Origin of the sequence: Eubacterium sp. AF19-12LB (genome assembly GCF_003479125.1) — a bacterium.
Lineage (GTDB): Bacteria > Bacillota > Clostridia > Lachnospirales > Lachnospiraceae > Eubacterium_U > Eubacterium_U album.
The window spans coordinates 76,192-101,003 of the sequence record NZ_QUGP01000001.1; the positions used below are offsets into that span (position 1 = coordinate 76,192).

Here is a 24,812-nt window from a genome sequence, read left to right on the forward strand (position 1 = left end):
ACATCAGAATGGTTTCAATCCCTTTATTTATGGGATGTTTTGAAATTTGTAAATCGTAAATTGTAAATTGGCTAAATGAAACTAAAAAAATATAGTTTTTTAAAGCCGATTTACATTTTCAATTTACGGAAGGAGATTTGTATGGTTGAAAAGGTTAAGCAGATAAAAATAGATGAGGACTTATTCAGGATGATTTATCAGTATTTTATATATGGTCGAGAGGACGAAACGGAACTGATTAAAGCAGGTATTAAAGATAAGATGGATAAGATGATTTTGAGAAACATTTATACAGAAAGCAAGACTGCCGAATCGGTAGAGGAGAGAGAAAATGCAAGAAAAGAATATCTTGACAGAAAGGAAATCCCGGAGGATTTCCGTTGGTAATTTTCTGCTGGATGTTAATGACCTGCAAGTGGCACTTGCAGGTGGAATAGCAGACAAGTCGGCAATAATACATGCGGTAGCAACGGAAAAACTAAAGGAAAAAGAAAAGCAGATTAGCCCTCGGCGATTGAGAGCGAAATACACCCATCGCACAAAATCTTACGATTTTATGCTCTTAAGGGTTTGCATTTCGCCCTTGCAGGGGGCTTTTTATTTTACTTAAACATAAAGATTTAAAGAACAGGAGGAACAAACATATGGCAAGAAATTCATTTATTCAGATAAGCAAGTTAGGCAATTTAAAGGGGCGCATAGATTACATTACAAATCCCAAAAGGCAGGAAAATCTGTACGCTGTTTACAATACAACAGACGATACATTTTGGCATGATCTTGCCGGGTGTAACAGATTGGAATTTAAGAAAAGCGGAAGTGCAGGAAAGTGTATCGAATCAAGAGAACTGATTATTGCATTGCCTGAACCATTCTGTAACATAGACAAACAAAGGGTATTGAAAGATTTTACTGAGCTGTTTAGAAAAACTTACGGAGTAAACTGCATTGCAGCAATGCATCACAACAAGACAAAAACAAACTTACACATTCATTTGATATTTTCGGAAAGAGAGGAATTGAAAAACGGCATAAAGAAAATTTCCACACGAAACATGTTTTATGATGAAACAGGAAAGCATGTAAGGACCAAAAAGGAAATACTGGATGACAATGGGAATGTAAGAAAAGGCTGTAACATCATCAGAAAAGGTCAGGTTTATGAGTACAACAGATTTTCAAAAAAGAAAGTGGAGTTTAAGGCAAGGTCATTTCTAAAGGGAGTAAAATCATTGTACACGGAGCATATCAATTCCTTCTTAAATGACAAAGATAAACTGCAGGTGTTTAACAATAAAGATGTCTATCTGCCAACAAAAAAGATTGGAAAGAATAATCCGAAAGCAGAGCAGATAAGAAAAAACAATCAGGTGAGAATGAAGTGGAACAGTACAGTTGATGAAGCACTGTTTTATCAGGTTCCAAAAAAACACATCAGAACCATTAAAGAGGAAAATATACTTAAGAATGTAAATAAATTTGGAAAGACGGAAACAAAGACAGTTGGTGGATTAAGGAAAAACAAGTCATCAAGGGAAAGTGCAGGCGTAGGAATATTTGCCGGAGTTTTTGAAAAGACTGTTGAAATGGCATGTGATTGTTTAAAGGGATTAATTAGGATATTTAGAGGTGCAATTGCACCAAAGCCACCACAACCGGTTAAAGAGTATAAGCAGTATGCAAAAATGGTTGATGAATTATTGGAAAATCATAGGGCATTAAACAGAGTGCATATGGCAATAAGAGAGGCAAAAGACCAAATAGACCGAAAAGAATACAGGATGTTTGGAGGAAAGAAAAAGTTAAAGGATGAAATTTCACAGTTGGAAAAGCGGGAGAAAACAGCAAGGAGTTTAGAAAACAGATTGTTGAAAAAATTAAATGGTGACAGTGTGGATGGGGTTATAAGAAAATTTAACCGAATGAGAATGGAAATGGATGCGTATAAAGATTCCGTTGACAGGGCGGAGGATGCTAAAGAAATGTTGGATGAGAACGTCAGGGAGTATATGGAGAATGTGCAGGAAAAGGCATCAGCGAGAGAAAAAAGTAAAGATGGACGAGAAGAAAAAAAATACAACTTATACTGTAAAAGAATTATGTAAAAGTGATTTTAAAGGAAAATTAAAAATGGAGGTGCAGTAGAAAATATAAAGTGAAATAAGTAAGACCATATAATTGAAAATATTATTTGAATGAAAGGACTATTTAGAAGTGGATAATTTTATGGTAGTATATATTTAAAGTAATTTATTTAAACCATTTAGTTGTTTGCATCACACAATGGAGGAGAAAAAATGAAGCTACTATATTCAAATATATTACCGATGGCGATAAAAGAAGGAAAAGAAACTATTGCAGAAGCAATAAATAGTCAAATACAGTTAGCAGATAGGATTGATATTGCAGTTGGGTACGTTTCAAGATTAGCATTAGAAGAAATTGATATGTTAGTTGAGAAGCATAATATAAAAAATATTTGTCTTAACTTAGGAATGTATTTTACTGAGGGAATGCCAGAGGGCTCATATCATACTGCGCTTAGAATAAATAAGAAGTGGAAGAATTTGGGAATCGGAGAAATTCGTATGGTTAAAGCTTTCAAATATCACGGAAAACTTTATGTGTTTTATAAAGAGGGAAAACCAGTTTCTGCAATAATTGGATCAGCTAATTTGGGAGTATTAAAACTTGAGGCAAATAATAGAAGACAGTATGAAATTTCAGCTATAACAGAGGAAAAGTATGAAGTTGAAGAAATTGTGAATCATATAGAAGAATTAAAGAAATCGAATGTATCAGCAAATATAGCTGAAATAGAAGGAATGCCACTTATTTATGAAAAAAATACAGCATTGTCAGGTATTGAACTTGTTACAGAGGTTCCAAAATCAAATGTTGAATTTTATAAAAGGTGTGCATCATATGCATCATTTCGTTTGCCGTTAAAGGTGCCTTCTGAGAACGAAAGGTATATGGATGATGGAAAACATTTTACTAAATCAAATGTTAATGTCTGCTATGCAGCTCCTAGAAATAAAAGAAAATCCAGGGATTGGTATGAAACACAACTTACGGTGTCAAAAGAGATAACAAGGTTGGAAGGCTATCCGGAAAAGAAAGTTCCTTTTTATATTGTGACAGATGATGGTTATTGGTTCAAAGCCCACACTACAAGTGATGGAAATAAACAATTTAGTGCGGTAGGCGATGAATTAATTATGGGAAGATGGCTTAAGGGTAGGTTAGCGGCTGCTGGATTGGTAAAACCTGTTAATGATACTCAAGCAGATACCGAGCGTGAAGGAATGATTACAAAGGAGATGCTCGAAGAATACGGATGTGATAATCTATATCTCAAAAAAACTGGGCAGACAGCACTTGATGGCGATGGAACACCGCTAGATGTATGGATGCTTTCATTTAAGCAGATTGAAGGGAAAGGAGAAGAAGAGTAATGCAGTATTTGAAGAATTATCTTGATAAAATAGTAATACGCGGCAATGAGAAACTTGCAGAATCTATTATGAATACAGCTGAAGAAGTTGGAGATAAATATATTAAAAATTTCTCGTTTACAAGTCATGAGGTGGGTTTGCTTTTTGGAAATGTTCAATCAGGTAAGACGGGTCAGATGTTTGGAATAATCTCAAAAGCAACCGATTTAGGCTTTCCAGTTTTTGTTTTGCTGACAACAGATAATGTTGTGTTACAACAACAAACATTAGATAGAGTTAAGTCGGATCTTGAGGGGTATTGCATATGTGGAGAGAATGATGCACGAATTTTCACAGACAACTGTTTGACAAAACCGACAATTATTGTTTTAAAAAAGAACGTTCGTATTTTGAAATTATGGTCTAACATATTTAATTCTACGGGATTTATGAGAGGAAATCCGCTATTTATTATTGATGATGAAGCAGATGCAGCATCTTTGAATACACTTGTTAATAGGGATCGACAATCATCAATTAATAAGTATTTGGATATAATTAAAAATGGAGCATCAAGTAGTATATATTTACAAGTAACAGGAACACCCCAAGCAATTTTTTTGCAGACGATAGAGTCTGGATGGCACCCATACTTTACTTATTATTTTCAACCGGGAGAGAGTTATTTGGGTGGTGACTTTTTCTTCCCTTCAACAGGAAAACCACAATGTGTAAAATTTTTAGAACAGATTCAAAATCCTACAAGAAACGTAGTTATTAGGCATATTGCTGTGGCAGCACAGATTTTAGCATCTGGAGGAAAAGTTGCCAACTGTTTATTTCATCCAAGTGTAAGACAGGCAGAACATAAAAAATATGCTGATGAAATACTTAATGAAATTGCGTGGTGTGTAGAAAATAGAAATGAGGATTTTAAAGAGGCGTTGGAAAAAGAATATGATAATTTGACACCATATAGAAATGATAAGGTTAAATTTAGTAAATATATTCAAAAGGCATATGAGTTATTAGATAACAAAATGATTCACATACTTATAATGAATGGGAAAAATGATGTTGATAGTGAGCAGTATGGGAAAGGATGTAATTTCATAGTTGGTGGAAACACTTTGGGAAGAGGAGTTACATTTCCTTGTCTTCAAACAATCTATTACACAAGGACTAGCAAAAAACCACAAGCTGATACAATGTGGCAACATAGTAGGATGTTTGGATATGATAGAGATCCAGGACTTATGAGAGTATATATCGAAGAAAAATTGTATAAATTATTTTCAGATATAAACGCAACAAATAACTCCATTATTGCCCAGATTGAAAGGGGGATTGATGATGTAAAGGTATATTATCCAAATGGTTTGAATCCGACAAGAAAAAATGTACTTGATAGTAACTGTGTGGAGATGCTATCAGGTGGAACAAATTACTATCCATCATATCCCGATAATGATTCAATAGAAGAATTATCAGAACTACTAGAACCATTTAATGCTGATGAGCAGTATTATCAAGTTAATCTTAGAATTATTAAGAAAATTTTAAGTCATATCATACCGAGTCCGGATTTTAAGTTAAAAGCATTTGTTTCTATAATTGATACAATATTATCAGAGCAACCAACAGGACAAGGAATATTGATTGTTCGAAGAAACAGAGATGTTGCACAAGGAACTGGGGCGTTGCTTTCGCCAAATGATTGGAGATTAGGAAGTGAGTTTCCTTCAAATTTAGTATTGACAATGTATCAAGTTACTGGAAATAAAGGTTGGAGTGGTAGAAAATTATGGATACCTAATATAAAGTTACCAAATGATATTATCTATTATGATGTTATAGAAGATGTGTAAAATAATAGCTGTACTATTCAAAATAGAAGTAGTACAGCTAATTTTATTCGTTAATGGAAGGCTGAATACTTTCATATTCAATTCCAGCAAATGATTTAAGTATTGCTTCAAAAATAATTTTTGCTCCCTGACATGGAACTGCCATTCCTATTTGTTTACGGACACTTTCTTTTGACCCTAAAAATTGATATGAATCAGGAAAGGTTTGTAAACGTGCACGCTCACGATTTGTAAGAGCGCGTGGTTCAGACCAATGGTAGATATGTGTACCACCGCCACCGCTACCGGTTACCGTGTAAGATGGCTTTGTTGGGTCAAGTCTTTTGTATATTTGACTAATTTTTGCACCTTTAACTTTTAATTGTAAATCTTCAGGCAAATCAGCTGTAAAAGCATTCTGCCCAGGTTTTATGTGCTTTAATCTCTCAACAACTTGTTTTGATTGTTTTGTAAACTCATTGTTAAAAGCGTCTATAGGAATTGGTGGATTTTCAATTGCATTTTTGCAGGTATTATCAATATTCGAATAAGGTGCAGGAGAAGGAATTTTAAATTCTACTTCTATATCATTTCTTATACCAACAATAATCAAACGATGTCTTGCCTGAGGTATACCGTAGTCTTCAAATTTGTATAAATGAGGAGTGATGGTATATCCGGAATCCTTTAACTCATTCAAAATTTTGGTAAGAGCTTTCCCTTTATTTGCACTTCTTAATCCACCAACATTTTCGGCAAGAAACCACATTGGTTTAAATAGCTTTAATGCTTTGACACCATAAGAATAGAGAGGACCAAATGTTCCATCTATTCCCTTTTGCTCGCCCACAACACTATAGTCGTTGCATGGAAAACCAAAAGCAAGAGCGTCAATTGGTGCTAATTTAGACATATCAAGTGTCCTAATATCTTCGTGATAAACTGTTTCAGGAGCGTTAGGACAGATATTGTGACGATATGTTTCACAAGTCGATTCATCATAATCATTAGCCCATTGGTGTATAATACGGTAGTTGTTATCACCTATATTTGCATTAGTGGCACCCCAGCCTATTCCACCGGGCCCACAGAATAATTCACCTAGTCTATAAATCATTTTAGTGTCCTCTTTTCTGTCAATAAATTTATCAGCCCCTGTATATGAGAAGTTGCATCATCGCTTAAAAATTCTATATTTTTAAAACAGTTGTTTTTACAATTTATATCCGCTTCATCCAAATATCCATAAGCTTTGTATAATTCAATCAGATTTATTCCGTAAAAATTAGCAAGGGCTTTTAACTGTGGAGCAGGAGGACATTTTGTTACGCCTTCTTCTATACGGCGGATAGTGGAATCACCTACACCTGTTTTAGTATATACAGCTTTTACACCAAGTCCGAGTTCTTTGCGTATATTTTTTAAATATTGTCCTGGATTGTTCATTGCATCCTCCTTCCAGTTGATTATACAATATTTGCTGCAAAAACGCAATAATTATTTATATATGCTGCGTAAAGCAGCAAAAATAATTTATATACAGATAGCATCCAAAGTTATATAATAATTATAAAGGTGGTGAAGGTATGGTTAGGAGAAATTGGACAAGGGAAGAAACTATTTTAGCAATGGACCTATATACACGTATGCCTTTTTCAAAAATAGGAAAAAATAATCCAGAGATAGTTAAGCTCGCACGGATTATAAATAGAACTCCAGATGCGGTAGCGTACAAGATGTCTAATATAGCACATTATGACCCAGAGTTGCAGGCAAGAAATATATCGGGATTATCTCATACAAGTAAATTAGATAAAATTATTTATAATGAATTTTCGAATAATATAGAAGAATTATCTTTTGTGGCGCAAAATATTTTAGCTAAACTACAACATGTATCAGTAGATGAATTATTACCAGATTTACAATTGGATAAAATACCATTGGGTATAACTAAAGACCAACAGGCAAAGGTAAGAATAGGACAGTATTTTTTTCGTACATCTGTACTTATGTCATACGGAAATGCATGTTGTGTTACAGGCTTGAAAAATAATGAATTACTTATTGCAAGTCATATTAAACCTTGGAATGTAAGTGATGCTAAAACAGAGAGGACAAATCCAAGCAATGGATTGTGCTTAAATGCTATGCATGATAAGGCTTTTGATAGAGGGCTAATAACCATTGATAAGAATTACTGTATTGTAAATTCTCGTATAATTAACGATGTGGTGATGGATGACAAAACAAGAGAGTGGTTTTCTTTTTATAATGGCAAAAAAATAAGATTACCAGATAAATTTTTGCCAGGAAGAGAATTTATAAAATATCATAATGATGTTATATTCAAGGGAGGGTGATGAAAAACGGTTAATGTAGTATAGTAAATACTGTTGTTTGGGTGCTAAGATTAGAATGATTGTATATAACATTAAAAAGATTATATGCCCATAAAGAAATTTTTTGCAATATAGTTTTGTGAAAAAAAGATAAAAATAGGAGGATGCTATGGAAAAATCAATTCTTGATATTATGATAAATAGGAATGAATTTCCAATTATTTTTATTGGTTCAGGGATACCTAGGAGGTATTTGGTTAAATACCCGAGCTGGGAAGAGTTGTTAGAAGAATTTTGGAGGAAAGCCGAACAAGAAAATTTTTATGGCTTTCTGAATAAAGAACGAGACAAAATTGGAGATTTATCTAGTAGAATTGATCAAGATTTTGAGATAAATGTAAATGTTGCGTCAGAAATAGAAAAAATAATTAATATGAAATTCTATAATGGAGATATAGAAATAGAAGGATTGACTCAAAAAGAAGCATATAAAAATGATTTGTCCCCATTTAAAAAAGCATTGGCTAATAGGTTTTCAAAATACCAGATAAAAGATAGTTATTTGGAGGAGTTGGCACATTTTAGAAAAATGTTGGTGAAGTCTCAAATGATACTGACAACAAACTATGATACTTTTATTGAGGATCAATATAATAAGGAAAGTAGTTATAATATAAAAAAGTATATAGGACAACGGGGATTCTTTCAACAAACGATAGGTTATTCAGAAATATATAAGATACATGGTTGCATATCTGAACCTAAGTCATTAGTTATTGGAAAAACGGACTATGAATTATATGATGAAAATAGTATTTTAATTAGTGCAAAAGTTATTTCGATGCTTTTACATTCTCCCATTATTTTTTTAGGATATTCTTTGACTGACCGGAATGTGAGAAAACTAATTAAAAGTTTTGCTATGTCTTTATCAGATCAAGAAAAAGAGGAACTAGAGAAAAGATTACTCTTGGTTCAATGGGAGAAAGGCAGTGAAAAACTTGTCGAGCAGGTTATAAATGACCCGGATTTAGGATGCAGGCTTACAGTTATAAGAACAGATAATTATTCATTAATTTATGATAAGATTGCGGAAATAAATCAGGGCGTTGCTCCAGCTGAAGTTAGAAGATATCAACATGTAATAAAACAGTTAATTATTGAAAAGGGAAAAGCTGGAAGTCTTCAGTCAGTCTTGGTATCACCGAATGAGCTGGATGATATAGAAAAAAATCTAAAAGATAGGAATATTGTAGTGGCAATAGGCGATAGTAAACTTATTTTCAATATGCCTAATGTTGTAGAATATATTTTAGACTACATTAGGGATGATACAGAGCAAAATAATGATACTATGCTTAGGTTCATAGCGAGCCAAAATAATAATATTCTTCCTTTTTGGAGATACCTATCGGAGGAATCTATTTTGAAAAGTAGTTTAGCTGAAAGCGAAAAAGAAAAATTGAGAAAAAGATTAAGAACATTTGTAGATGTTAAAGATCAAATAGATTTGTTACAGTTTACTGAAAAGTATAATAGTTTGGAAGAAATTAAAAATGCAGGGTTGAAAGAATACCATAAACATTGTGTTGTTGCTGCAAATATTGATACTATTGGAATTGAAAAATGTAGAGAATATATAATAGATGAACTTAATAAGATTAAGAGCAAAGGGGAAATAAAGGTGCCAACAACGTTACGACGATTAGCACTTATATATGATTTTAGGAAGAATCATTAGTTTATTGCTTATGATTATAATTAAATTAGTTTATTAGAATATATCTTATGACAATAAAATGACAATATTTTCACTGGAAACTATATGTAACAATACTAAAACAGTACAGAAGAGAACTGTTAAATACAATAAATATCCTGCTTTGTAAAGAAGTAAATTTTTGTGAGTAGGAGTTTGAATAACAGTTTTTTTGAATTCAAATTTTTAAAAAGCCTTTAAATAAAGGGCTTAGAACCACATAATTGTATATAATATTACCGAGGTGATACCAATATGATACCATTTCGGCAAATATAGGAGAATAAGGCTCCAATGTGATTAATTAGTCACATTGTAGTCTTTTTTTCTTTATAGGAAAGATCGTAGTTGGCGTTCTGGTAAATTGAAAACAGCCTGCCGGGAGGCGGGCATAGATTCCACCATATCGAATCATTTTAAAGTGCTTTTCAGGGATGTGTCTGATTAACCGTTTTATGAAATCCATAGCAGGGAGAGTTTCTTCGACATACTTTTCGTCTTCGTGACGATTGTAATGGAAGGTAACGAACACGCCGTCATAGCTGTAGCCACCTTCGGAAATCAGGCAGTGAATGTGAGAATTCCATTTGAGATCCCTGCCAAAAGTATGAAGAACCATGATATAACCGAGAGTGAAGTTTTTGGATTTGTTCATTTTAAAGAACATGTGGAAAATAACACTGCAGCAGAATGGAAAAGACAATGAAGCAGAGTTCTGTCCTGAAGGAAAAAATCACGGAGATTTTCATCAATTGTGAAGGCGCAGTGTCTGTGCTGAATGTTAACCAGTTTAAAAGACATAGATGTAGTACGTTCCATGGAATACTAGTTACCGCAAGAGGGACAGAAACGGCTGTGGCAGCGAAAAGGAATGAACTTAAGATTTCCACAGTGTGGGCAGCCGTACATAGCACCACCAAAAGAAGAATCACCACAGTTTATCATCTTTTCGATATTTTCTATCTCAGAAGCTCTGGGATGAAGAGTATATTTAATTTCTTCATAATAGTTGGTAAAGATTCTTTGTAAGATATTCATATGTCTATTATGCAGAAAAATGAAGCAAAAGAAAAGCCCACCCCTCAAGATTGAGGGGCGAAATGAATAAGTATGATTATGAAAAATATACGGAACGTGACGTGAAAGTTGCAATTAATAATACAGAAAGAACTGTTGAGGATTTTAAAGCTTTATTATCACCGGCTGCGCTTCCTTTTATTGAGGAAATAGCTCAAGCGGCACAAGTGGAAACAAGAAAACATTTTGGAAATAGTACATATATGTTTACACCAATTTACATAGCAAATTATTGCGAGAATTATTGTATTTATTGCGGATTTAATTGCCATAACAAAATAAAACGAGCCTGTCTTAACGATGAAGAAATTGACAAAGAGATGAAGGCAATTGCAGAGACAGGACTTCAGGAAATTTTAATATTTACAGGTGAGAGCAGGTCATAAAAGAATTTTTCCATATAGAGTAAACGCTCAGGAAAGAGCTTTAATGGGTGGAATGCAACCGGTAATGAGCGATTATATTTACGGTTAGTGACATGATGAAATAAGCTACGTAATGGTAACATACAAAATGATAGCATACAAAATGATAGCGTACGAAATGGTAGCGCATGAAATGATAACATACAAAATAATTTCATATAAAAATATATAAAGGTAAAATTTATGAATACTACATTAAAAAATGAAACAGCGGACATATATGACAAAGTTATATGTGTCACAAACAGACATTTATGCAAAGAATCATTGCCAAAGCAATTGGAAAAAGTGTGTTAGTTTCATCCTAAGGCTATAATCTTAAGAGAAAAGGATTTGCCTGAGAATGAATATATGACTCTTGCTAAAGAAGTTTCCATGATTTGTAAGCAAAACAAAGTGAAACTTATAATACATTTTTATTCCGAAGTAGCAGAAAAATTAAATTATGAATCTATTCATTTGCCACTTTTTAAACTTAAAGAAAATTATGAGAAACTTTCAAAATTTAAAACAATAGGAACTTCAGTTCATTCTGTGGAAGAGGCGATTGAAGCGCAAAAACTAGGAGCAACCTATATAAGTGCAGGTCATATATTTGCTACTGATTGCAAAAAAGATTTACCACCAAGAGGATTGGAGTTTTTAAAAGAGGTTTGCAATAGCGTTACAATTTCAGTTTACGCAATTGGAGGAATAAAACTTTCAGATGTACAAATGGATGAAATAATCAAATGCGGTGCCAAAGGCGGTTGTATAATGTCTGGTATGATGAGCCTATAATTCTAAAAAATTAGAATACAAAGTTAATCTGGTAAATGCTATAATGAATATATAATTAAGGTGTAAAAGAATAAATGATTAAAAGGAGATTTTATGAAAAAAGGGTTTAGTATAATCATGGCGTTTGTTACGGTTATGACAATGCTTTTTAGTGGCGCAACTTTTGCTGATGATACGAATGAAAATACAGAAAATAAAACAAAAGAAAGTAATTTTACAAATCTTATAGTATTTGCAAGATTTTTAGATGAAGATGAATTTATAGATAATTCTTATAATGGGGAATCTGTTAGAAAAATTACAGATAATACTTATAACAGTGCATATTTTAATGTTTCGGATTATTATGAAATTGCGTCAAGGGGAAGTCTTAAGATAAATAGCGTGTATTTGTTTAATAAAGGTGGTTCAGTGCAGTTATCTCATACAAGAGGATACTATGCAGAGTATAGTGAAGAGAATCCTGAAGGTTACAGGGACAACGGAGAGAGAGCAGAGCGTATGTACGAATTAAAAACAGACTGGTCTGAATCTATAAACAGAGCTATATCGGCGGGTAATGTGATTACAAATTATGATGGTACAAAAAAGTACAACTTTTCTGAACTTGATAAAAACAATGATGGGGTAATCGATGCAATCACCATTATTTATAAAAATACAACTCAGAGTATCTCTGTGGGTTGGTCCTCACCTTTGTGGAATTATAAGGATTATGCAGATTATGTAAAAATAAATGCAGATGGAAAAACAATTACAAGTAAAAACTATGTACAGGTGACAAATTCCTATAATTATTTATACAAGGATAATCGGGAAAACGTGATTTTGCCTATGGCAGTGGCAACTCATGAAATGGGGCACATTTTAGGATTTAAGGACTTGTACAATAGTTCAAATAGTTCGCCGGTATATTATATGTCTGCAATGGCAAAGCATATGTCACCTGTGCCACAGTTTATATCTGTAAAAGAAAGAGAAGCAAAGGGGTGGCTTACATCTGACAATGTTAAAACAATTTATCAAAATGGACAGTATACCTTAAAGGAAGCATCGACTAGAGGAGATTCACAGATAGTCGGATACAAATTAAATTTAAAAGGAACCAATAAAACACTGTACTTAGAATATAGAAATTTTGGCACAGGTGGTAATAAGTATGATTGTCAGTCAAAAGAATTGTATAAAACAGATGGAACGAAACTAAAAGGATTGATAATTGGTTCAGGACTTGTTTGTTATTTGGTGGACAAAGACACAAAATTCCCAAACAATATGGGATGCGTTGCAGGAAAGTGGAATTATGAAACATTAGGTGGCACATATGCAACAAAATCTGACGCACCATTAAAACTGAATCAGAGCTTGGAAATAACTGATGATATGCATGTTGAAGTCACAAATATAACTGATAATCAATTAACATTTAAAATAGAAGGTGATTTTGAAGAACAACAGACTGAAACTAAAGAGATATCAGACAGGGAAAAATATGATGGAAGGGACGATGGCATAGTAACACCTGTAAAAGATCAGGGAGATACCAATTTGTGTTGGGCATATTCAAGCATTGCAGCAGCAGAATCATCCATTTTGAAAAGTGGAATTGATTCTACAGTAACAAAAGATACACTATCATTAAATCCGATGGCGGCAGCTTATAGAGTTTTTAAGAGAGAAAGCGATCCATTGGGAAATACAGATGGAGACTGGCAATCAGTAAATTATTTGATGCAGTCAGGAGACCCACTAAAAATTGCCAAGTTATATTCAATGTGGTGGGCACCGGTATCGGGTAATGTGGTTACGACAAACCCATATGAAAATCCATCATATAGATTTGAAAATGCAATTTATATACCTGAAAACAAATCAAATCCGGAAGAATACATTAGGTCAATAAAAAAAGCCATAGCAAAATATGGGGCAGTAACATTTCAGTACAATAATGCAAGAGAAACATTATACTACAATCCAAAGAATGAACATAGCAGTACAATTTCTCCACATGCATGCACAATCATTGGCTGGGATGACAATATCCCATCAGACAAATTTGTGCCAAATGGTGCTACCCAAAAGGGTGGCTGGCTTGTAAAAAACAGTTACAAATCATTGGAGTATTTTTGGCTGTCATATGACAATACAAGCAGTTGTTCTTATGCATTTTCATTTGCACCAAAGGACAAGTATGACTTTAATTATTACTATGATGGAAGCATGGACGATTTCCCATTAAGAAAAGATAAGTCAGTGGCAAATGTGTTTAAAGCAAAAAAATCTGATGATTTAAAAGATGAATATATAAAAGCAGTAAATGTGGCTATTGGTGGTGAAAATGTAACCGCTAAAGTGGAGATATACAAAAATGTAGATTATCCTTATGGCGGACAGGACAATGTACCAGTTTCAGGTGGTTACCTGGCAAATACTACAACGGCGTATTTTGAAAACAGTGGATATGTAACAATAGAACTGAATCAGCCGGTAAAGATTGAAAAAGACCAATGGTTCTCTGCAATAGTAAGTGTTTCAAATGAAAATGGCGACGCCAAAATAATGACTTCATATAAAAATGGCAGGGAAATGTCATATATAAACAATGGTAGTGGATGGACACAACTTAAAAATTATGTAGGAAGAATAAAGGTATACACAAAATTGGAGAACAAAGTGGAGAATCCAACTATAGAAGTGCCTACAACGGAAGCACCAACCACAACGGAAGTGACAACAACATCAGAGCCTACAACGGAAGCACCAACCACAGCGGAAGTGACAACAACATCAGAGCCTACAACGGAAGCACCAACCACAGCGGAAGTGACAACAACATCAGAGCCAACAACAGAAGCACCAACCACAGCGGAAGTGACAACAACACTAAAGCCAACAACGGAAGTGACAACTACATTAGAACCAACAACTGAGAAACAAACTGAGACAACTGTCACAGTAGAACCCACAACTGAAATATTGACTACAGAAAATACAACATCAGAAACTACTGTAGAAAATCAAACAACTGACGAAACAACATCAGAAAAAGAATCAACTACAACTTTTGGACAAGTTGTAACAAAGGAAAATGAACCAACAACTAACGGTAAAACTACAACTCGTGTTGACGGTGTAAATAAAAAGAGTTTAAAGCAAACAAAAATTCTAAAAGTAAAAAAATTTAAAAATAGAAAAGTGAGAATTACTTTTAAAAAGGTAAGTAAGGCTAAAATATATCGGATACAGTATTCAACTGACAGAAAATTTAAGAAAAACGTAAGAACAAAACGTACAGGAAAAAATACATATCTGTTAAGAAAATTACGTGTTAGAAAAAGATATTATGTAAGAGTGAGAGCAATAGTTGGAAAAGACAAAGGCAAATGGAGTAGTGTAAAATCTTTTAAAGTGAGTAAGCGGTTTTATAAGTAATTGACAGTTATTCCATATTTGTTATAATACCGTCACTTGGTAGCGCAATGGTAATGTCAATTTACACACTTACAGATGCAATTGTAATTGGACAGGGAGTTGGGGCTAACGCCCTTGCGGCACTTGCATCAGGGCTTATGGGCTGTAATGCCGGTGGTGGAAGTTTTGGTGTTAGGGTGGAGTGTAGTGTTTTTGAAAAATATAAAGTATAATACAAAATAATAAATTTCTAGCTAAGGAGCAATTAATGGAAGTGCTGAAGGAACTATTTCTATAAGAGAGATAATTGATTATGTTGAAAAGAAAACAGGTTCCAAAGCAATTATTGACAAAGGAGGGGAAAACGCTCCATATAACAGGGAACCGGAATATAGTATAAATACCGAAAAAGCACAAGCGTTGGGATTTCAGTTTTCGGTACTTCATGATTGGATATATGAACTTTTAGATTATTATATTGAAGTTACCAAATAAAAATTGATAAAACTGAAAAAGGAGATTGACTATGAAAAATTATAATCAAGTTTATGTTAAAAATAGTTTTGATGCAGCAAAAATTTATTGCAAGGCATTTGGAGCAGAGATTACTAGAGCATTTATAAACAAGAACAACACTGCTTATGAACATTGCGAGTTGTCTGTTAATGGAGAAGGTTTTTTGGCATTAGCCGAAGCTTCAAATCCATGTGATATTGATATAGTACATAAGAATAAATGGGAAACCATGACATTTAATGTTTTTGAAATGGGTACTGAGGAGGCAGTTTATAATGCATTTGAAGTTTTGAGTAATGGAGGAGTGATTATTGAATCTATTCATGAACTTCCATGGAGTAGTTGTTGTGCTACTGTTATTGATAAATTTGGAGTGTGTTGGTGGATTTCAATTTGACAAATCGAAATTTGTGGAGGTATTAAAATGTATCATTCATATGTGATGGGAATTGATGATAGTATATTAAGTCTGGAATCAAGGGGCTTTATAATTGATAAAGTAGGAAATAATTATCAGGTATCATTTTCGGAAGATAATGCCAAATATTGGGAAGAATTTATTAAGAAACATTTGGAAGTAGAATATTGGAATGAATATTTAACCGAGGACAAAGTTATTTTTATATTTCATTTACCTGATGGTTTCAGAAGATATGAGGTAAAAGATTACGATAATGATGAAGTGTTAGGTTTATGTGAAAAATTATGTGATTGCAAGTTTGTATCAATTAAGCAAATGTTATCTGACAATTCATTTTATAGAAGTATAATTAGGTAAATTTATGACAGTAGACGAAATAAAAGATTATTGCAGAAGTAAGAAAATGATAACAGAAGAGAATCCATTTGGAGATATACCTATTTGTTTTAAACTTAAGGGGAAGATTTTTGTACAATTATATCCTTATGAATATGATTATAAAATCACATTAAAGTGTACTGTTGATGCTGGTCAGTTTTTCAGAATGGCTTATCCTGAAAAAGTAGTAAGAGGTTATCATTGTCCTCCAGTCCAACAACCGTATTGGAATACAATATTTCTAGACGATTTTCCAGGCGATGTTTTAAAGGATATGATTGATTTGGCATATGATACTGTTTTTTTTAAGTTGAGTAAAAAAATGCAAGAAGAGATAAAATCAAATTTATAAATTCGGATTTTAGGAGTAGAATGAATGAGTGAACTAAAAATTATTACAGATATCAGTCAATATAAGGAAAACTTAGAAAGGATTTATGAAGAATCTATAGAGTATTTCATGGAAGTTGAAGGAAGAAGACCGTTGTCGCCATTTGATGATATTCATAGTATTGAACCGGGAATACCACAACAAAATCCAATTCAATGTTATGCTTTTCTATTTGAAGGTCAGATTGTAGGATATAGTTGGGTTATGGAAGATATATCAGATGAATGTTATTATATTTTACATTTTATTATTACTAATAATTTTAGAAGACACAAATTTGGAACTAAAGTACTGAAAGCATTAGACAACATCTATAAGGAAAAGTATGATAAATCAGAATTATTGGTTTCATCAAAAAATTATATTGGATTGAATTTCTGGGTGAAAAATGGCTATACAGAAATAACTAGGGTATTTTCTTCGGAGGAGCAAAATACTATTTCAACAGAGTTAAATTTGAGGAAAAAGATTTGCAGATAAACGGAGGATTGGGGAGAAACAATAAAGTTGAATGTTTGGAGGGAAGAATGATTGCTTTAATTGTAGCCTTTGCAAAAAATCAGGTTATAGGTAATAAGGGATGTATTCCTTGGGAAATTAAAGGTGAACAGAAACGATTTAGAGAACTCACAACGGGAAATGTTGTTATCATGGGACGAAGGTCTTATGAAGAAATCGGGAAACCGTTACCCAACAGAACAACGATTGTGATTTCAAATACGAAAAAATTTGAGGGTGAGAATTGCTTTACTGCAAGAACTTTAGAGGAGGCTATAGAACTAGCCGGAGATAAAGACATATATATTGCTGGAGGAGTGCGGTTATATGAGGAGGTTCTGCCCTTCGTTGAAAAGATGTATATTACTGAAATAAATCTCGATATCGAGGGTGATACATTTTTTCCATACTTTGACCAGGAGAAGTTTGTAAAAGAAGTGAATGAAAAGCATACCGGAGAAATTCCATACACCTATGTAACCTACACAAGAAAATAAGTTGAGATTAAATAAAGTTTACACAAAATAACCGAGTGCACCACTCGGTTATTTTATTGGAAAGTATCTGCTATAAGTCATATTATATAAAGTAGGATTATTGGATATTTGAAATGAGGATGATGAATGGGTAAAGGAATTCCTTGAACGGTTATCGTCTCAGATTGAAAGTTACAGTGGAGAAAACATGATTAGAGAATTGTATAATTAAGAAAAAACAGGTGATTAATTGAAAAAGTGGATACCACAGGCAAGATGGCTTTGGATGATTGGCAGTTCACATATGAAATTAATCTAAAATTATACATAATAGCTATAATTGAATATAATGTAGATTAATATAGCGTTATGTACTACAATCTAATTTGGAAAAAGGAATAAAGAGGAGAGATTATGTTAAAATTATCAAAAGAAGAGAAACACAAGCAATGCTTAAAAGAAATCAAGGCAACGCTTTTGGTAGTGTGCATTTGCTTTTTATGGCATGTAATTACTGCATTTTTATTAAATTCTACCGGATGGACAATATTCCATATGCCGGCATGGTTTGTAGTTTCAGTATTGGGAACAGTAATTATTGCAATAATAGGAGTATTTGTATTGCTTAAATTTGTATTTATAGATTTTTCTTATGATGAGGACGAGGAGAGAGACGAAGATGAACAGTAATCAGATTATAATTTTATCTGTATTTCTTGGATATTTATTATTTAATATTATTGTAAGTTTTGTATACAGTAAAAAAGAAGAAAAGAAATTAAAATCTTCATCCGAAGAGAAGTATTTCATCGGCGGAAGAAATATGAATGGTATTGTGCTTGCAATGACAATTATGGCAACTTATACTTCGGTCAGTTCTTTCATATCAGGACCGGGTGCAGCAGGACTTACATATGGATATGCGCAGGTCTGGTTTGCGGCAATTCAGATTCCGGTTACATTCTTAGTGCTTGGAGTGTTGGGAAATAAGCTTGCACTTGTATCGCGTAGAACAGGAGCTGTAACTGTAGTTGGTTATTTTAAAGCAAGATACAAAAGTGATGTGCTTGTCGTTATTACAAGTCTTGGAATGATTACATTTTTTATTGCGCAAATGATAAGCCAGTTTACAGGTGGAGCAACTCTTGTCGCATCCATAACAGGAATGAATCATGTAACTTCACTTTTGATTTTTGGAACAGTAGTTATTTTATATACAGCAGTTGGTGGATTTAGTGCAGTTGTAATCACAGACACAATTCAGGGAATTGTAATGTGTATCGGAACATTTCTGTTTATATTTTTTGTTTTAAAAACAGGTGGCGGACTTGCTTCGATTGATGCGGGGCTTGCTTCAAATATGGCAAATGTATATGATAATTTATTTTCAAAATACACACCGGGAGCATTGCTTAGTTACTGGGTTTTGGTAGGATTTGGAACATTAGGACTTCCGCAGACAGCCGTTCGTGCAATGGGATTTAAAGACACAAAGAGTATGCACAAAGCAATGTGGATTGGTGTATTAACATGTAGTTTTGTTATTATTGGAATGCATTTGGCAGGAACATGGGCAGGTGCTTTGGTGGATACAGATAATCTTCCAACATCTGATTATTTTATTCCATATATTGTACAGAAAATTATGCCACCGGGAATCGCAGCTATTTTCCTTGCAGCTCCAATGGCTGCTGTAATGTCTACTGCGGATTCGCTATTAATTCTTGCAACGGCTGCAATTGTAAAAGATTTATGGAAAAACTATGTTGTAAAAGATGACCCTGAAAAAAATGCGTCATATGAAAAGCATGTTAAATCTGTAAGTACTATAGTCACAATGTTATTAGGTGCAGTTGTAATGATTCTTACAATTAATCCGCCGGATATTATTTTTATGCTTAATTTGTTTGCATTTGGAGGTCTTGAATGTACATTTTTCTGGCCGCTTGTTGGAGGATTATTCTGGAAAAAAGGAACTAAACAGGCAGCAATATGCAGCAGTATAGGTGCGGTGGCAACTTACATTTTCGCTACAAAGTTTATTAATATTGCCGGAATTAATGCGGTAGTATGGGGGCTTTTGGTTGGCGGAATTTTATACTTTGCAATTGGAGCAGTGACAGGAAGAAAAGGATTAGATGAAGACATTTTGGATAAATGCTTTTAATTGTATTTAAGTTGATAGAAAGTATGTAGCATAAAAATTATGCAATATAACAATAGTTGTGACAAAGGATATACCGGCAGGAGTTATTGCTGTGGGAAATCCATGCAAAGTTAAAAGAAAAATTACAGATAAAGATATGTTTGATACAGTTCAGGAATTGCTCGAAGCAAATTCAAAAGTTGTGCAGAAGAATCCAAGTCATTGTCTTGTGGGAAAATTATTTTGCGAAAGCTGCAAACAGCGTATGGCTCATTCATACAGAGGCAGACCAAAGTATTATTGCAAGACTCGCTATTATGAAAGTGATAACACAGGATGTGTCACATCCGTGTTGGATGAAACATTAGAACAGATAGTGATTGATGAGTTCAATCACATCCAGGAAAATCGAATAGATGCACAGAAGATTTTTCAGGAGCAGGAGGCTCAGAGAATGCTTCGCATCAATCAGTATGAGGATAAAATTCGAGAATTGCATGTTATCAAGAATTCATATGATAGCAAAGTTATGGCATATTATGAAGCTTACAGAGAAGGCACAATGAGCCAGCAGGAATATCTTGATGGAAGAGATTCTTACATCTTGCTACAGGCAAAGGTAGATCAGGATATTAATGATGCGAATGAGAAATTGAAGGAACTCAGAAGAGAAGAAGTTATAGGACTGGAAGTGTTTAGTTTTGAGGGGAATGGAATGAGGTTAAAGGAACTGACTAGAGCACTGATAGAACAGCTGGTAGAGAGGATAGTTGTTGGGGAGGAAATGATAGAAGTTGAGTGGAAGTTTAGAGGGTGAAGTGGTAAAATAGAGAATATAATAAATAATTGGAGAAAGATAAAAATGAAAATTAGCAAAATAAGAATCAAAAATTATAGAGGAATTAAAAATTCTGGATGAATAGAATTTGATAGACTAAATGCAATTGTCGGAAAAAATGATGCGGGTAAATCATCTATTCTACATGCTATAAATGATTTCTATAATGAAAGTAAATTGGCAGAAGGAAATAAATATTTTGGAGCAGGTGATGAAGAGACAGAGATAGAAATATGTTTTTATGGCGAAGAATTAATTACAGTTCCAAAAGTTATTTTAGATGAAAATGGATATTTGCATATAAAAAAAACAAGTAGCAATGTTGGAGAGTCATATAAAACTTATATTATAGCAAATGATTTTGGGAAAACTGATTACAAGAATATGTTTCAACAGACAGCTGCAAAAATGAAAACTATTTTCAAAACTTTTGGAAAAGAAGTTCCCGATATTATTAATAAAGAAAAAATGTTGGAACTATGTTCAGAGATAATATGTTCTGAAGAAAGCTATGTTATCGAAGAACATGAATTGAAAGGTTCAATGTTAAAAGAAATAATTAAACCATTGTATCCACAATTTTCATTATTTTTAGCGGATACTAATTTAGACACTAGCACATCTTCATTTCAAAATCAGTTTAAAAAGATAGTTACAAATGCAATACAAGCACATATAAGTGAGTTTTCAAATTTGCAAAATGAAGTGCAAGAGACACTGATTGGTGAAATTAATAAGATTGGTAATTATATGGAAACACATTATTCAGGATTAACTGAGTTAAAACCAGAGATATCTTACGATTGGCAGAAGTTGGTAAATTTTGAAGTTATAATGAAAGATTCGCAAGGATATGAAGTTAATTTAGCAAATAAAGGAACAGGGATTCAGAGACTTTTTATGGTTTCTTATTTCCAATATTTGGCTGAACAAATATCTGAAAATGAAAATAGTTATATTTTTGTAATTGAAGAACCTGAAACTTTCTTGCATCCAGGAGCTCAGAGAACTTTATTAGATTCTTTAAAACGAATATCAGACATACATCAAGTAATTATTACTACTCACTCACCAGTATTTGCAAGTGAAATTGATAATAAAAACATTATAGTAGCAAAAAAGCATAATGGAGAGTCTAAGTATGAGCAAGGTGATAGTATTTCAGCTGATTTATTAGTAAATGAATTAGGCGTTAGGGCGAGTGACAATATAGTAAATAGTAAGCTATTGGTATTTGTAGAAGGAAGTAATGATGTGAAATTTTGGGATTTTATTTTTAACGCTGTATCTGGACATTCATACGAAGAAGATGGAATTCTTTTTGTTCCTGGTGGTGGTAATGAACTTCACAACATTGCAGAGATGAATTTAATGAGTAAATTGAATAGAAACTTTATAGTTATTGTTGATAAAGACTCAGGTGCAGTAGATTATGAGGATAAACTTCGTAAGCAAAGTAGATTGAAAAATACAGTTGAACAGAAAGGCGGAGAAGTTCTCGTTTTAAGAAAAAGAGAAATTGAAAACTATTATTCTCCACGAATTGTTAAGGAAATTTTGTCGGAGAAAGGATTCGAGGTAGGTGACTTTGAAATAAGCCCGTTTGAAGATGTGAATCAAAAATTTAAGAATATGTTCAATGGGCAAAATATTCAAATGAAATTCAAAAATAATATGGATATATTCGAAAGAATGACATTAGATGATTGGAAGAGCGTAAGTAAATATACGGAGGATAACATTGAACATTTTGAATTTGGAGAAATAGTAGAATTAATTAACAGTAAAATTGATTAAAACATAAAAATGGAGGAAAAAGATTGAGCGAATTAAAAACAATTGAATACAAACGATTTGAAGATATAAAACACATAAGAGAAGATGGTAGCGAATATTGGAGTGCTAGAGAATTAGCAATTGCTTTAGATTATACAAAATGGGAAAATTTTTCTAAGGTGATAGGACGAGCTATGATAGCCTGTGAGAACAGTGGACATAGCGTTTCTGACGATTTTCCTGAGGTCAGGAAAATCGTAGAAGCTGGAGTGGCAAGTAAGCCAAAGAAGGACTATGAACTTTCAAGATATGCTTGTTATTTGATTGTTCAGAATGGTGATCCTAGAAAAGAAGTAATAGCTTTAGGACAAACTTATTTTGCTATACAAACATATAGACAAGAAGTAGCAGATCATTTTAATCAACTAGATGAAGATAAAAGAAGATTAGTTGTTCGTGGAGATATTAAGCAATGGAACCAGTTACTTGCAGAGACAGCACACGATGCAGGTGTAATTACAAATGAAGAATTTGCTATTTTTCAGAACGCTGGATATATGGGATTGTATGGCGGACTTGATGTAGATGATATACATACAAGGAAAGAGCTTGAAGTTGGGCAGAAAATACTTGATTACATGGGAAGCACTGAATTAATTGCAAATCTTTTCAGAATATCGCAAACAGAGGAAAAACTTAGAAAAGATAACATACAAGGAGCAGAAAAAGCAACAAGTGTTCACTATAATGTCGGAAAAGAAGTTAGAACAGCAATAGAAAAGATTGGTGGTACAATGCCAGAGGATTTACCTACTCCCAAAAAGAGCATACAACAGATTGAAAAAGAACAGATGGCAAGGCTTAAAGCAAAAGCGAAAAAGGGTAAAATTATGTTAGACGAATAATAATGGAGTATATATGAAAAAACAAAGAGAAAAAGTAAAAAGTGCAACAGAATTAGAATTTATAAATGAAGTCGCTGATGATTGTATAAGCAAGTTAACTGAAAAAAATAAGGAATATTTAATTGATAATCCATATGCAATTGATTATCATTTTTCATACTGTTTGTATATTAGAAATAATTATATACATAATAAAGATTTCTCTGAGGTACCATTCTGGGCAGAACCTGATCATCTGTCTTCAGAAATAATACAAGCTATTTTCTCAAGATTGATTCCTGAGTATGAATATGGAAATCAATTTGTTGAAAGCATATATGATACAAAGAACTATATTGTTCTTAGAAAAGAGTATAAAAAAGTATATGGAGAATATCCAGATTTTATAATTAAAAAATATGAAGGTAAAATAAAACTTGAGAAAACACATTCGATTTCTGAAATAAGAACTAATGACGATATAGATATTGAACACGAAATAGAAGTTATGGAACGAAATATAGATAAGATTTCTAAAGTTAGAGAAGCATTAATAAGCGAATTGGCAGAGTTAATATGGGAAACAGAAAATATAAAGAAAAGTGCAGAAAAATATGGTATTCCATTTAGTCAAATTGAAAAAGATATAGAAATACTCAAAAATATCTTTTATGAAGAAAATGTGTTTATACCGTTACAAGTTTGTTTTATTCCATACAAGAGAGAAATTGGTAAAGATTACTACATTCAATATAGAAGAATGTTGATTGACAAATTAAAGGGAAATCCAAGTTTAATAGAAAAATTTAATCCAATATACTTTAGAGATAGAGTTTTAGCGAAGTCGGTATTAAAACGTGGTTGGGCACTTAAATATCTAGATATGTACCAGGATGATGAAATAATGGTAAGAACAAGCTTGAAAAACGATGGAACAGCAATTCAATATGCATCTCGAAGATTTCAGCAGGATAGAGAATGGGTGAAGTTTGCAATTGCGAATTCTGAAAATGGAACGATTATGAGCTTGGATTGTATGAAGCCATATAGAAAAGACAGGGAATTAGTTTATCTTGCGTGTAGTTTTCATGGATGGAATTTTAATTTTGTAGATAAAGTATTCAGAGATGATTTTGAATTGGCAAAAATTAGCTTAATGGATAAGGATGCATTAAATTCTATATTTAGCAGTATGAGCAAACGTTTGAGGGGTAATAAAGAATTAGCTATGCTAGATTTGGAGAAAAATATGCCAAGTGTTGAATATTACTCAGCTAAATTGCGAAATGATGATGATATAGCACAAAAACTATTTGAAGTTCATGGAACAAATCCATATGAGTGGTCTTATATGAGTAAAAGGCTACAAAAGAAATATGAAATTGAAGAATGGTAGAATTACTATTATAG

General features: G+C 33.0%; 25 protein-coding genes and 2 pseudogenes. 25 read left to right on the forward strand and 2 right to left on the reverse strand.

The window, feature by feature from the left end; genetic code table 11:
- Window positions 1-141 precede the first annotated feature (141 nt).
- The 5 genes from DWX29_RS00380 to DWX29_RS00395 all read left to right on the forward strand — a co-directional run bounded on the left by DWX29_RS00380 (window position 142) and on the right by DWX29_RS00395 (window position 5,305).
- The gene (locus DWX29_RS00380; RefSeq protein WP_118564901.1) at window positions 142-387 is read left to right on the forward strand and encodes a complexin-2; all 246 of its coding nucleotides are present in this window, start codon (window positions 142-144) and stop codon (window positions 385-387) included.
- A complete protein-coding gene (locus DWX29_RS12530; RefSeq protein ID WP_147365028.1) occupies window positions 332-610 on the forward strand; it encodes a hypothetical protein in 279 nt (92 codons plus the stop codon). Before DWX29_RS00380 ends, DWX29_RS12530 begins: the two co-directional genes overlap by 56 nt.
- A gap of 34 nt (window positions 611-644) precedes the next feature.
- On the forward strand, window positions 645-2,105 hold the full coding sequence (locus DWX29_RS00385) for a MobA/MobL family protein (protein ID WP_118564902.1): 1,461 nt from the start codon (window positions 645-647) through the stop codon (window positions 2,103-2,105).
- Window positions 2,106-2,297: 192 nt separating this feature from the next.
- Window positions 2,298-3,458: a restriction endonuclease PLD domain-containing protein gene (locus DWX29_RS00390; protein ID WP_118564903.1), complete on the forward strand. Its 1,161-nt coding sequence runs from the start codon at window positions 2,298-2,300 to the stop codon at window positions 3,456-3,458.
- Window positions 3,458-5,305, forward strand: coding sequence for a Z1 domain-containing protein (locus DWX29_RS00395; RefSeq protein WP_118564904.1), 1,848 nt, complete (start codon window positions 3,458-3,460; stop codon window positions 5,303-5,305). Before DWX29_RS00390 ends, DWX29_RS00395 begins: the two co-directional genes overlap by 1 nt.
- A 43-nt stretch (window positions 5,306-5,348) precedes the next feature.
- Here the strand turns inward: DWX29_RS00395 and DWX29_RS00400 are convergent, their stop codons facing one another.
- Both DWX29_RS00400 and DWX29_RS00405 read right to left on the reverse strand, forming a co-directional pair.
- On the reverse strand, window positions 5,349-6,401 hold the full coding sequence (locus DWX29_RS00400; RefSeq protein WP_118564905.1) for a DNA cytosine methyltransferase: 1,053 nt from the start codon (window positions 6,399-6,401) through the stop codon (window positions 5,349-5,351).
- Window positions 6,398-6,730, reverse strand: a complete 333-nt coding sequence (locus DWX29_RS00405) for a helix-turn-helix transcriptional regulator (RefSeq protein WP_118564906.1) — start codon at window positions 6,728-6,730, stop codon at window positions 6,398-6,400. Before DWX29_RS00405 ends, DWX29_RS00400 begins: the two co-directional genes overlap by 4 nt.
- Window positions 6,731-6,870: 140 nt before the next feature.
- Here DWX29_RS00405 and DWX29_RS00410 point away from each other — a divergent pair, with 140 nt between their 5' ends.
- From DWX29_RS00410 to DWX29_RS00495, 20 genes and pseudogenes are all read left to right on the forward strand, one after another.
- Complete coding sequence (locus DWX29_RS00410; protein WP_118564907.1) at window positions 6,871-7,647, forward strand: HNH endonuclease; 777 nt, start codon at window positions 6,871-6,873, stop codon at window positions 7,645-7,647.
- Window positions 7,648-7,795: 148 nt separating this feature from the next.
- Window positions 7,796-9,367 carry an SIR2 family protein gene (locus DWX29_RS00415; protein WP_118564908.1) on the forward strand — a complete coding sequence of 524 codons (1,572 nt, stop codon included), beginning with the start codon at window positions 7,796-7,798 and terminating at the stop codon, window positions 9,365-9,367.
- 532 nt (window positions 9,368-9,899) lie between these two features.
- On the forward strand, window positions 9,900-10,091 hold the full coding sequence (locus DWX29_RS13085; protein ID WP_347497629.1) for a hypothetical protein: 192 nt from the start codon (window positions 9,900-9,902) through the stop codon (window positions 10,089-10,091).
- Entirely contained in the window at window positions 10,088-10,414 is a 327-nt protein-coding gene (locus tag DWX29_RS13090; protein ID WP_347497630.1) for a hypothetical protein, read from the forward strand. The genes DWX29_RS13085 and DWX29_RS13090 overlap by 4 nt, the downstream gene beginning before the upstream one ends.
- A 71-nt stretch (window positions 10,415-10,485) precedes the next feature.
- Window positions 10,486-10,912: pseudogene (locus DWX29_RS00430) on the forward strand (hypothetical protein); the annotation flags it as partial.
- Window positions 10,913-11,202: 290 nt separating this feature from the next.
- On the forward strand, window positions 11,203-11,667 hold the full coding sequence (locus DWX29_RS00435) for a thiamine phosphate synthase (RefSeq protein WP_347497639.1): 465 nt from the start codon (window positions 11,203-11,205) through the stop codon (window positions 11,665-11,667).
- Between the two features lie 93 nt (window positions 11,668-11,760).
- Window positions 11,761-15,099: a lectin like domain-containing protein gene (locus tag DWX29_RS00440; RefSeq protein ID WP_118564910.1), complete on the forward strand. Its 3,339-nt coding sequence runs from the start codon at window positions 11,761-11,763 to the stop codon at window positions 15,097-15,099.
- Between the two features lie 53 nt (window positions 15,100-15,152).
- The gene (locus DWX29_RS12585; RefSeq protein WP_158574475.1) at window positions 15,153-15,311 is read left to right on the forward strand and encodes a hypothetical protein; all 159 of its coding nucleotides are present in this window, start codon (window positions 15,153-15,155) and stop codon (window positions 15,309-15,311) included.
- A gap of 293 nt (window positions 15,312-15,604) precedes the next feature.
- Entirely contained in the window at window positions 15,605-15,991 is a 387-nt protein-coding gene (locus tag DWX29_RS00445; protein ID WP_022088127.1) for a hypothetical protein, read from the forward strand.
- 27 nt (window positions 15,992-16,018) lie between these two features.
- Window positions 16,019-16,372, forward strand: coding sequence for a hypothetical protein (locus DWX29_RS00450; RefSeq protein WP_022088128.1), 354 nt, complete (start codon window positions 16,019-16,021; stop codon window positions 16,370-16,372).
- Window positions 16,373-16,376: 4 nt separating this feature from the next.
- Entirely contained in the window at window positions 16,377-16,745 is a 369-nt protein-coding gene (locus tag DWX29_RS00455; protein WP_118564911.1) for an MmcQ/YjbR family DNA-binding protein, read from the forward strand.
- Window positions 16,746-16,769: 24 nt separating this feature from the next.
- Entirely contained in the window at window positions 16,770-17,264 is a 495-nt protein-coding gene (locus DWX29_RS00460) for a GNAT family N-acetyltransferase (protein WP_022088130.1), read from the forward strand.
- Between the two features lie 47 nt (window positions 17,265-17,311).
- Window positions 17,312-17,779: a dihydrofolate reductase gene (locus tag DWX29_RS00465; RefSeq protein ID WP_022088131.1), complete on the forward strand. Its 468-nt coding sequence runs from the start codon at window positions 17,312-17,314 to the stop codon at window positions 17,777-17,779.
- A gap of 393 nt (window positions 17,780-18,172) precedes the next feature.
- The gene (locus DWX29_RS00470) at window positions 18,173-18,448 is read left to right on the forward strand and encodes a YhdT family protein (RefSeq protein WP_022088132.1); all 276 of its coding nucleotides are present in this window, start codon (window positions 18,173-18,175) and stop codon (window positions 18,446-18,448) included.
- Window positions 18,438-19,925, forward strand: a complete 1,488-nt coding sequence (gene panF / locus DWX29_RS00475; RefSeq protein WP_022088133.1) for a sodium/pantothenate symporter — start codon at window positions 18,438-18,440, stop codon at window positions 19,923-19,925. The genes DWX29_RS00470 and panF overlap by 11 nt, the downstream gene beginning before the upstream one ends.
- A gap of 55 nt (window positions 19,926-19,980) precedes the next feature.
- A pseudogene (locus tag DWX29_RS00480) lies at window positions 19,981-20,064 on the forward strand (sugar O-acetyltransferase); the annotation flags it as partial.
- Complete coding sequence (locus tag DWX29_RS12880; RefSeq protein ID WP_279218140.1) at window positions 20,062-20,721, forward strand: zinc ribbon domain-containing protein; 660 nt, start codon at window positions 20,062-20,064, stop codon at window positions 20,719-20,721. The pseudogene DWX29_RS00480 and the gene DWX29_RS12880, both read left to right, overlap by 3 nt.
- A 102-nt stretch (window positions 20,722-20,823) precedes the next feature.
- Window positions 20,824-22,539, forward strand: a complete 1,716-nt coding sequence (locus tag DWX29_RS00485; RefSeq protein ID WP_118564912.1) for an AAA family ATPase — start codon at window positions 20,824-20,826, stop codon at window positions 22,537-22,539.
- Between the two features lie 23 nt (window positions 22,540-22,562).
- The gene (dinD, locus tag DWX29_RS00490; protein WP_022088137.1) at window positions 22,563-23,423 is read left to right on the forward strand and encodes a DNA damage-inducible protein D; all 861 of its coding nucleotides are present in this window, start codon (window positions 22,563-22,565) and stop codon (window positions 23,421-23,423) included.
- A 13-nt stretch (window positions 23,424-23,436) separates the two neighbouring features.
- Window positions 23,437-24,798 carry a hypothetical protein gene (locus tag DWX29_RS00495; RefSeq protein WP_022088138.1) on the forward strand — a complete coding sequence of 454 codons (1,362 nt, stop codon included), beginning with the start codon at window positions 23,437-23,439 and terminating at the stop codon, window positions 24,796-24,798.
- Window positions 24,799-24,812 lie beyond the last annotated feature (14 nt).

Bases quoted from the DNA above. Each gene is read 5' to 3' on its own strand.
- DWX29_RS00380 (WP_118564901.1), top strand. From the start codon at position 142: ATGGTTGAAAAGGTTAAGCAGATAAAAATAGATGAGGACTTATTCAGG.
- DWX29_RS12530 (WP_147365028.1), top strand. From the start codon at position 332: ATGCAAGAAAAGAATATCTTGACAGAAAGGAAATCCCGGAGGATTTCC.
- DWX29_RS00385 (WP_118564902.1), top strand. From the start codon at position 645: ATGGCAAGAAATTCATTTATTCAGATAAGCAAGTTAGGCAATTTAAAG.
- DWX29_RS00390 (WP_118564903.1), top strand. From the start codon at position 2,298: ATGAAGCTACTATATTCAAATATATTACCGATGGCGATAAAAGAAGGA.
- DWX29_RS00395 (WP_118564904.1), top strand. From the start codon at position 3,458: ATGCAGTATTTGAAGAATTATCTTGATAAAATAGTAATACGCGGCAAT.
- DWX29_RS00400 (WP_118564905.1), bottom strand. From the start codon at position 6,401: ATGATTTATAGACTAGGTGAATTATTCTGTGGGCCCGGTGGAATAGGC.
- DWX29_RS00405 (WP_118564906.1), bottom strand. From the start codon at position 6,730: ATGAACAATCCAGGACAATATTTAAAAAATATACGCAAAGAACTCGGA.
- DWX29_RS00410 (WP_118564907.1), top strand. From the start codon at position 6,871: ATGGTTAGGAGAAATTGGACAAGGGAAGAAACTATTTTAGCAATGGAC.
- DWX29_RS00415 (WP_118564908.1), top strand. From the start codon at position 7,796: ATGGAAAAATCAATTCTTGATATTATGATAAATAGGAATGAATTTCCA.
- DWX29_RS13085 (WP_347497629.1), top strand. From the start codon at position 9,900: ATGGAAGGTAACGAACACGCCGTCATAGCTGTAGCCACCTTCGGAAAT.
- DWX29_RS13090 (WP_347497630.1), top strand. From the start codon at position 10,088: ATGAAGCAGAGTTCTGTCCTGAAGGAAAAAATCACGGAGATTTTCATC.
- DWX29_RS00440 (WP_118564910.1), top strand. From the start codon at position 11,761: ATGAAAAAAGGGTTTAGTATAATCATGGCGTTTGTTACGGTTATGACA.
- DWX29_RS12585 (WP_158574475.1), top strand. From the start codon at position 15,153: ATGTCAATTTACACACTTACAGATGCAATTGTAATTGGACAGGGAGTT.
- DWX29_RS00445 (WP_022088127.1), top strand. From the start codon at position 15,605: ATGAAAAATTATAATCAAGTTTATGTTAAAAATAGTTTTGATGCAGCA.
- DWX29_RS00450 (WP_022088128.1), top strand. From the start codon at position 16,019: ATGTATCATTCATATGTGATGGGAATTGATGATAGTATATTAAGTCTG.
- DWX29_RS00455 (WP_118564911.1), top strand. From the start codon at position 16,377: ATGACAGTAGACGAAATAAAAGATTATTGCAGAAGTAAGAAAATGATA.
- DWX29_RS00460 (WP_022088130.1), top strand. From the start codon at position 16,770: ATGAGTGAACTAAAAATTATTACAGATATCAGTCAATATAAGGAAAAC.
- DWX29_RS00465 (WP_022088131.1), top strand. From the start codon at position 17,312: ATGATTGCTTTAATTGTAGCCTTTGCAAAAAATCAGGTTATAGGTAAT.
- DWX29_RS00470 (WP_022088132.1), top strand. From the start codon at position 18,173: ATGTTAAAATTATCAAAAGAAGAGAAACACAAGCAATGCTTAAAAGAA.
- panF (WP_022088133.1), top strand. From the start codon at position 18,438: ATGAACAGTAATCAGATTATAATTTTATCTGTATTTCTTGGATATTTA.
- DWX29_RS12880 (WP_279218140.1), top strand. From the start codon at position 20,062: ATGTTTGATACAGTTCAGGAATTGCTCGAAGCAAATTCAAAAGTTGTG.
- DWX29_RS00495 (WP_022088138.1), top strand. From the start codon at position 23,437: ATGAAAAAACAAAGAGAAAAAGTAAAAAGTGCAACAGAATTAGAATTT.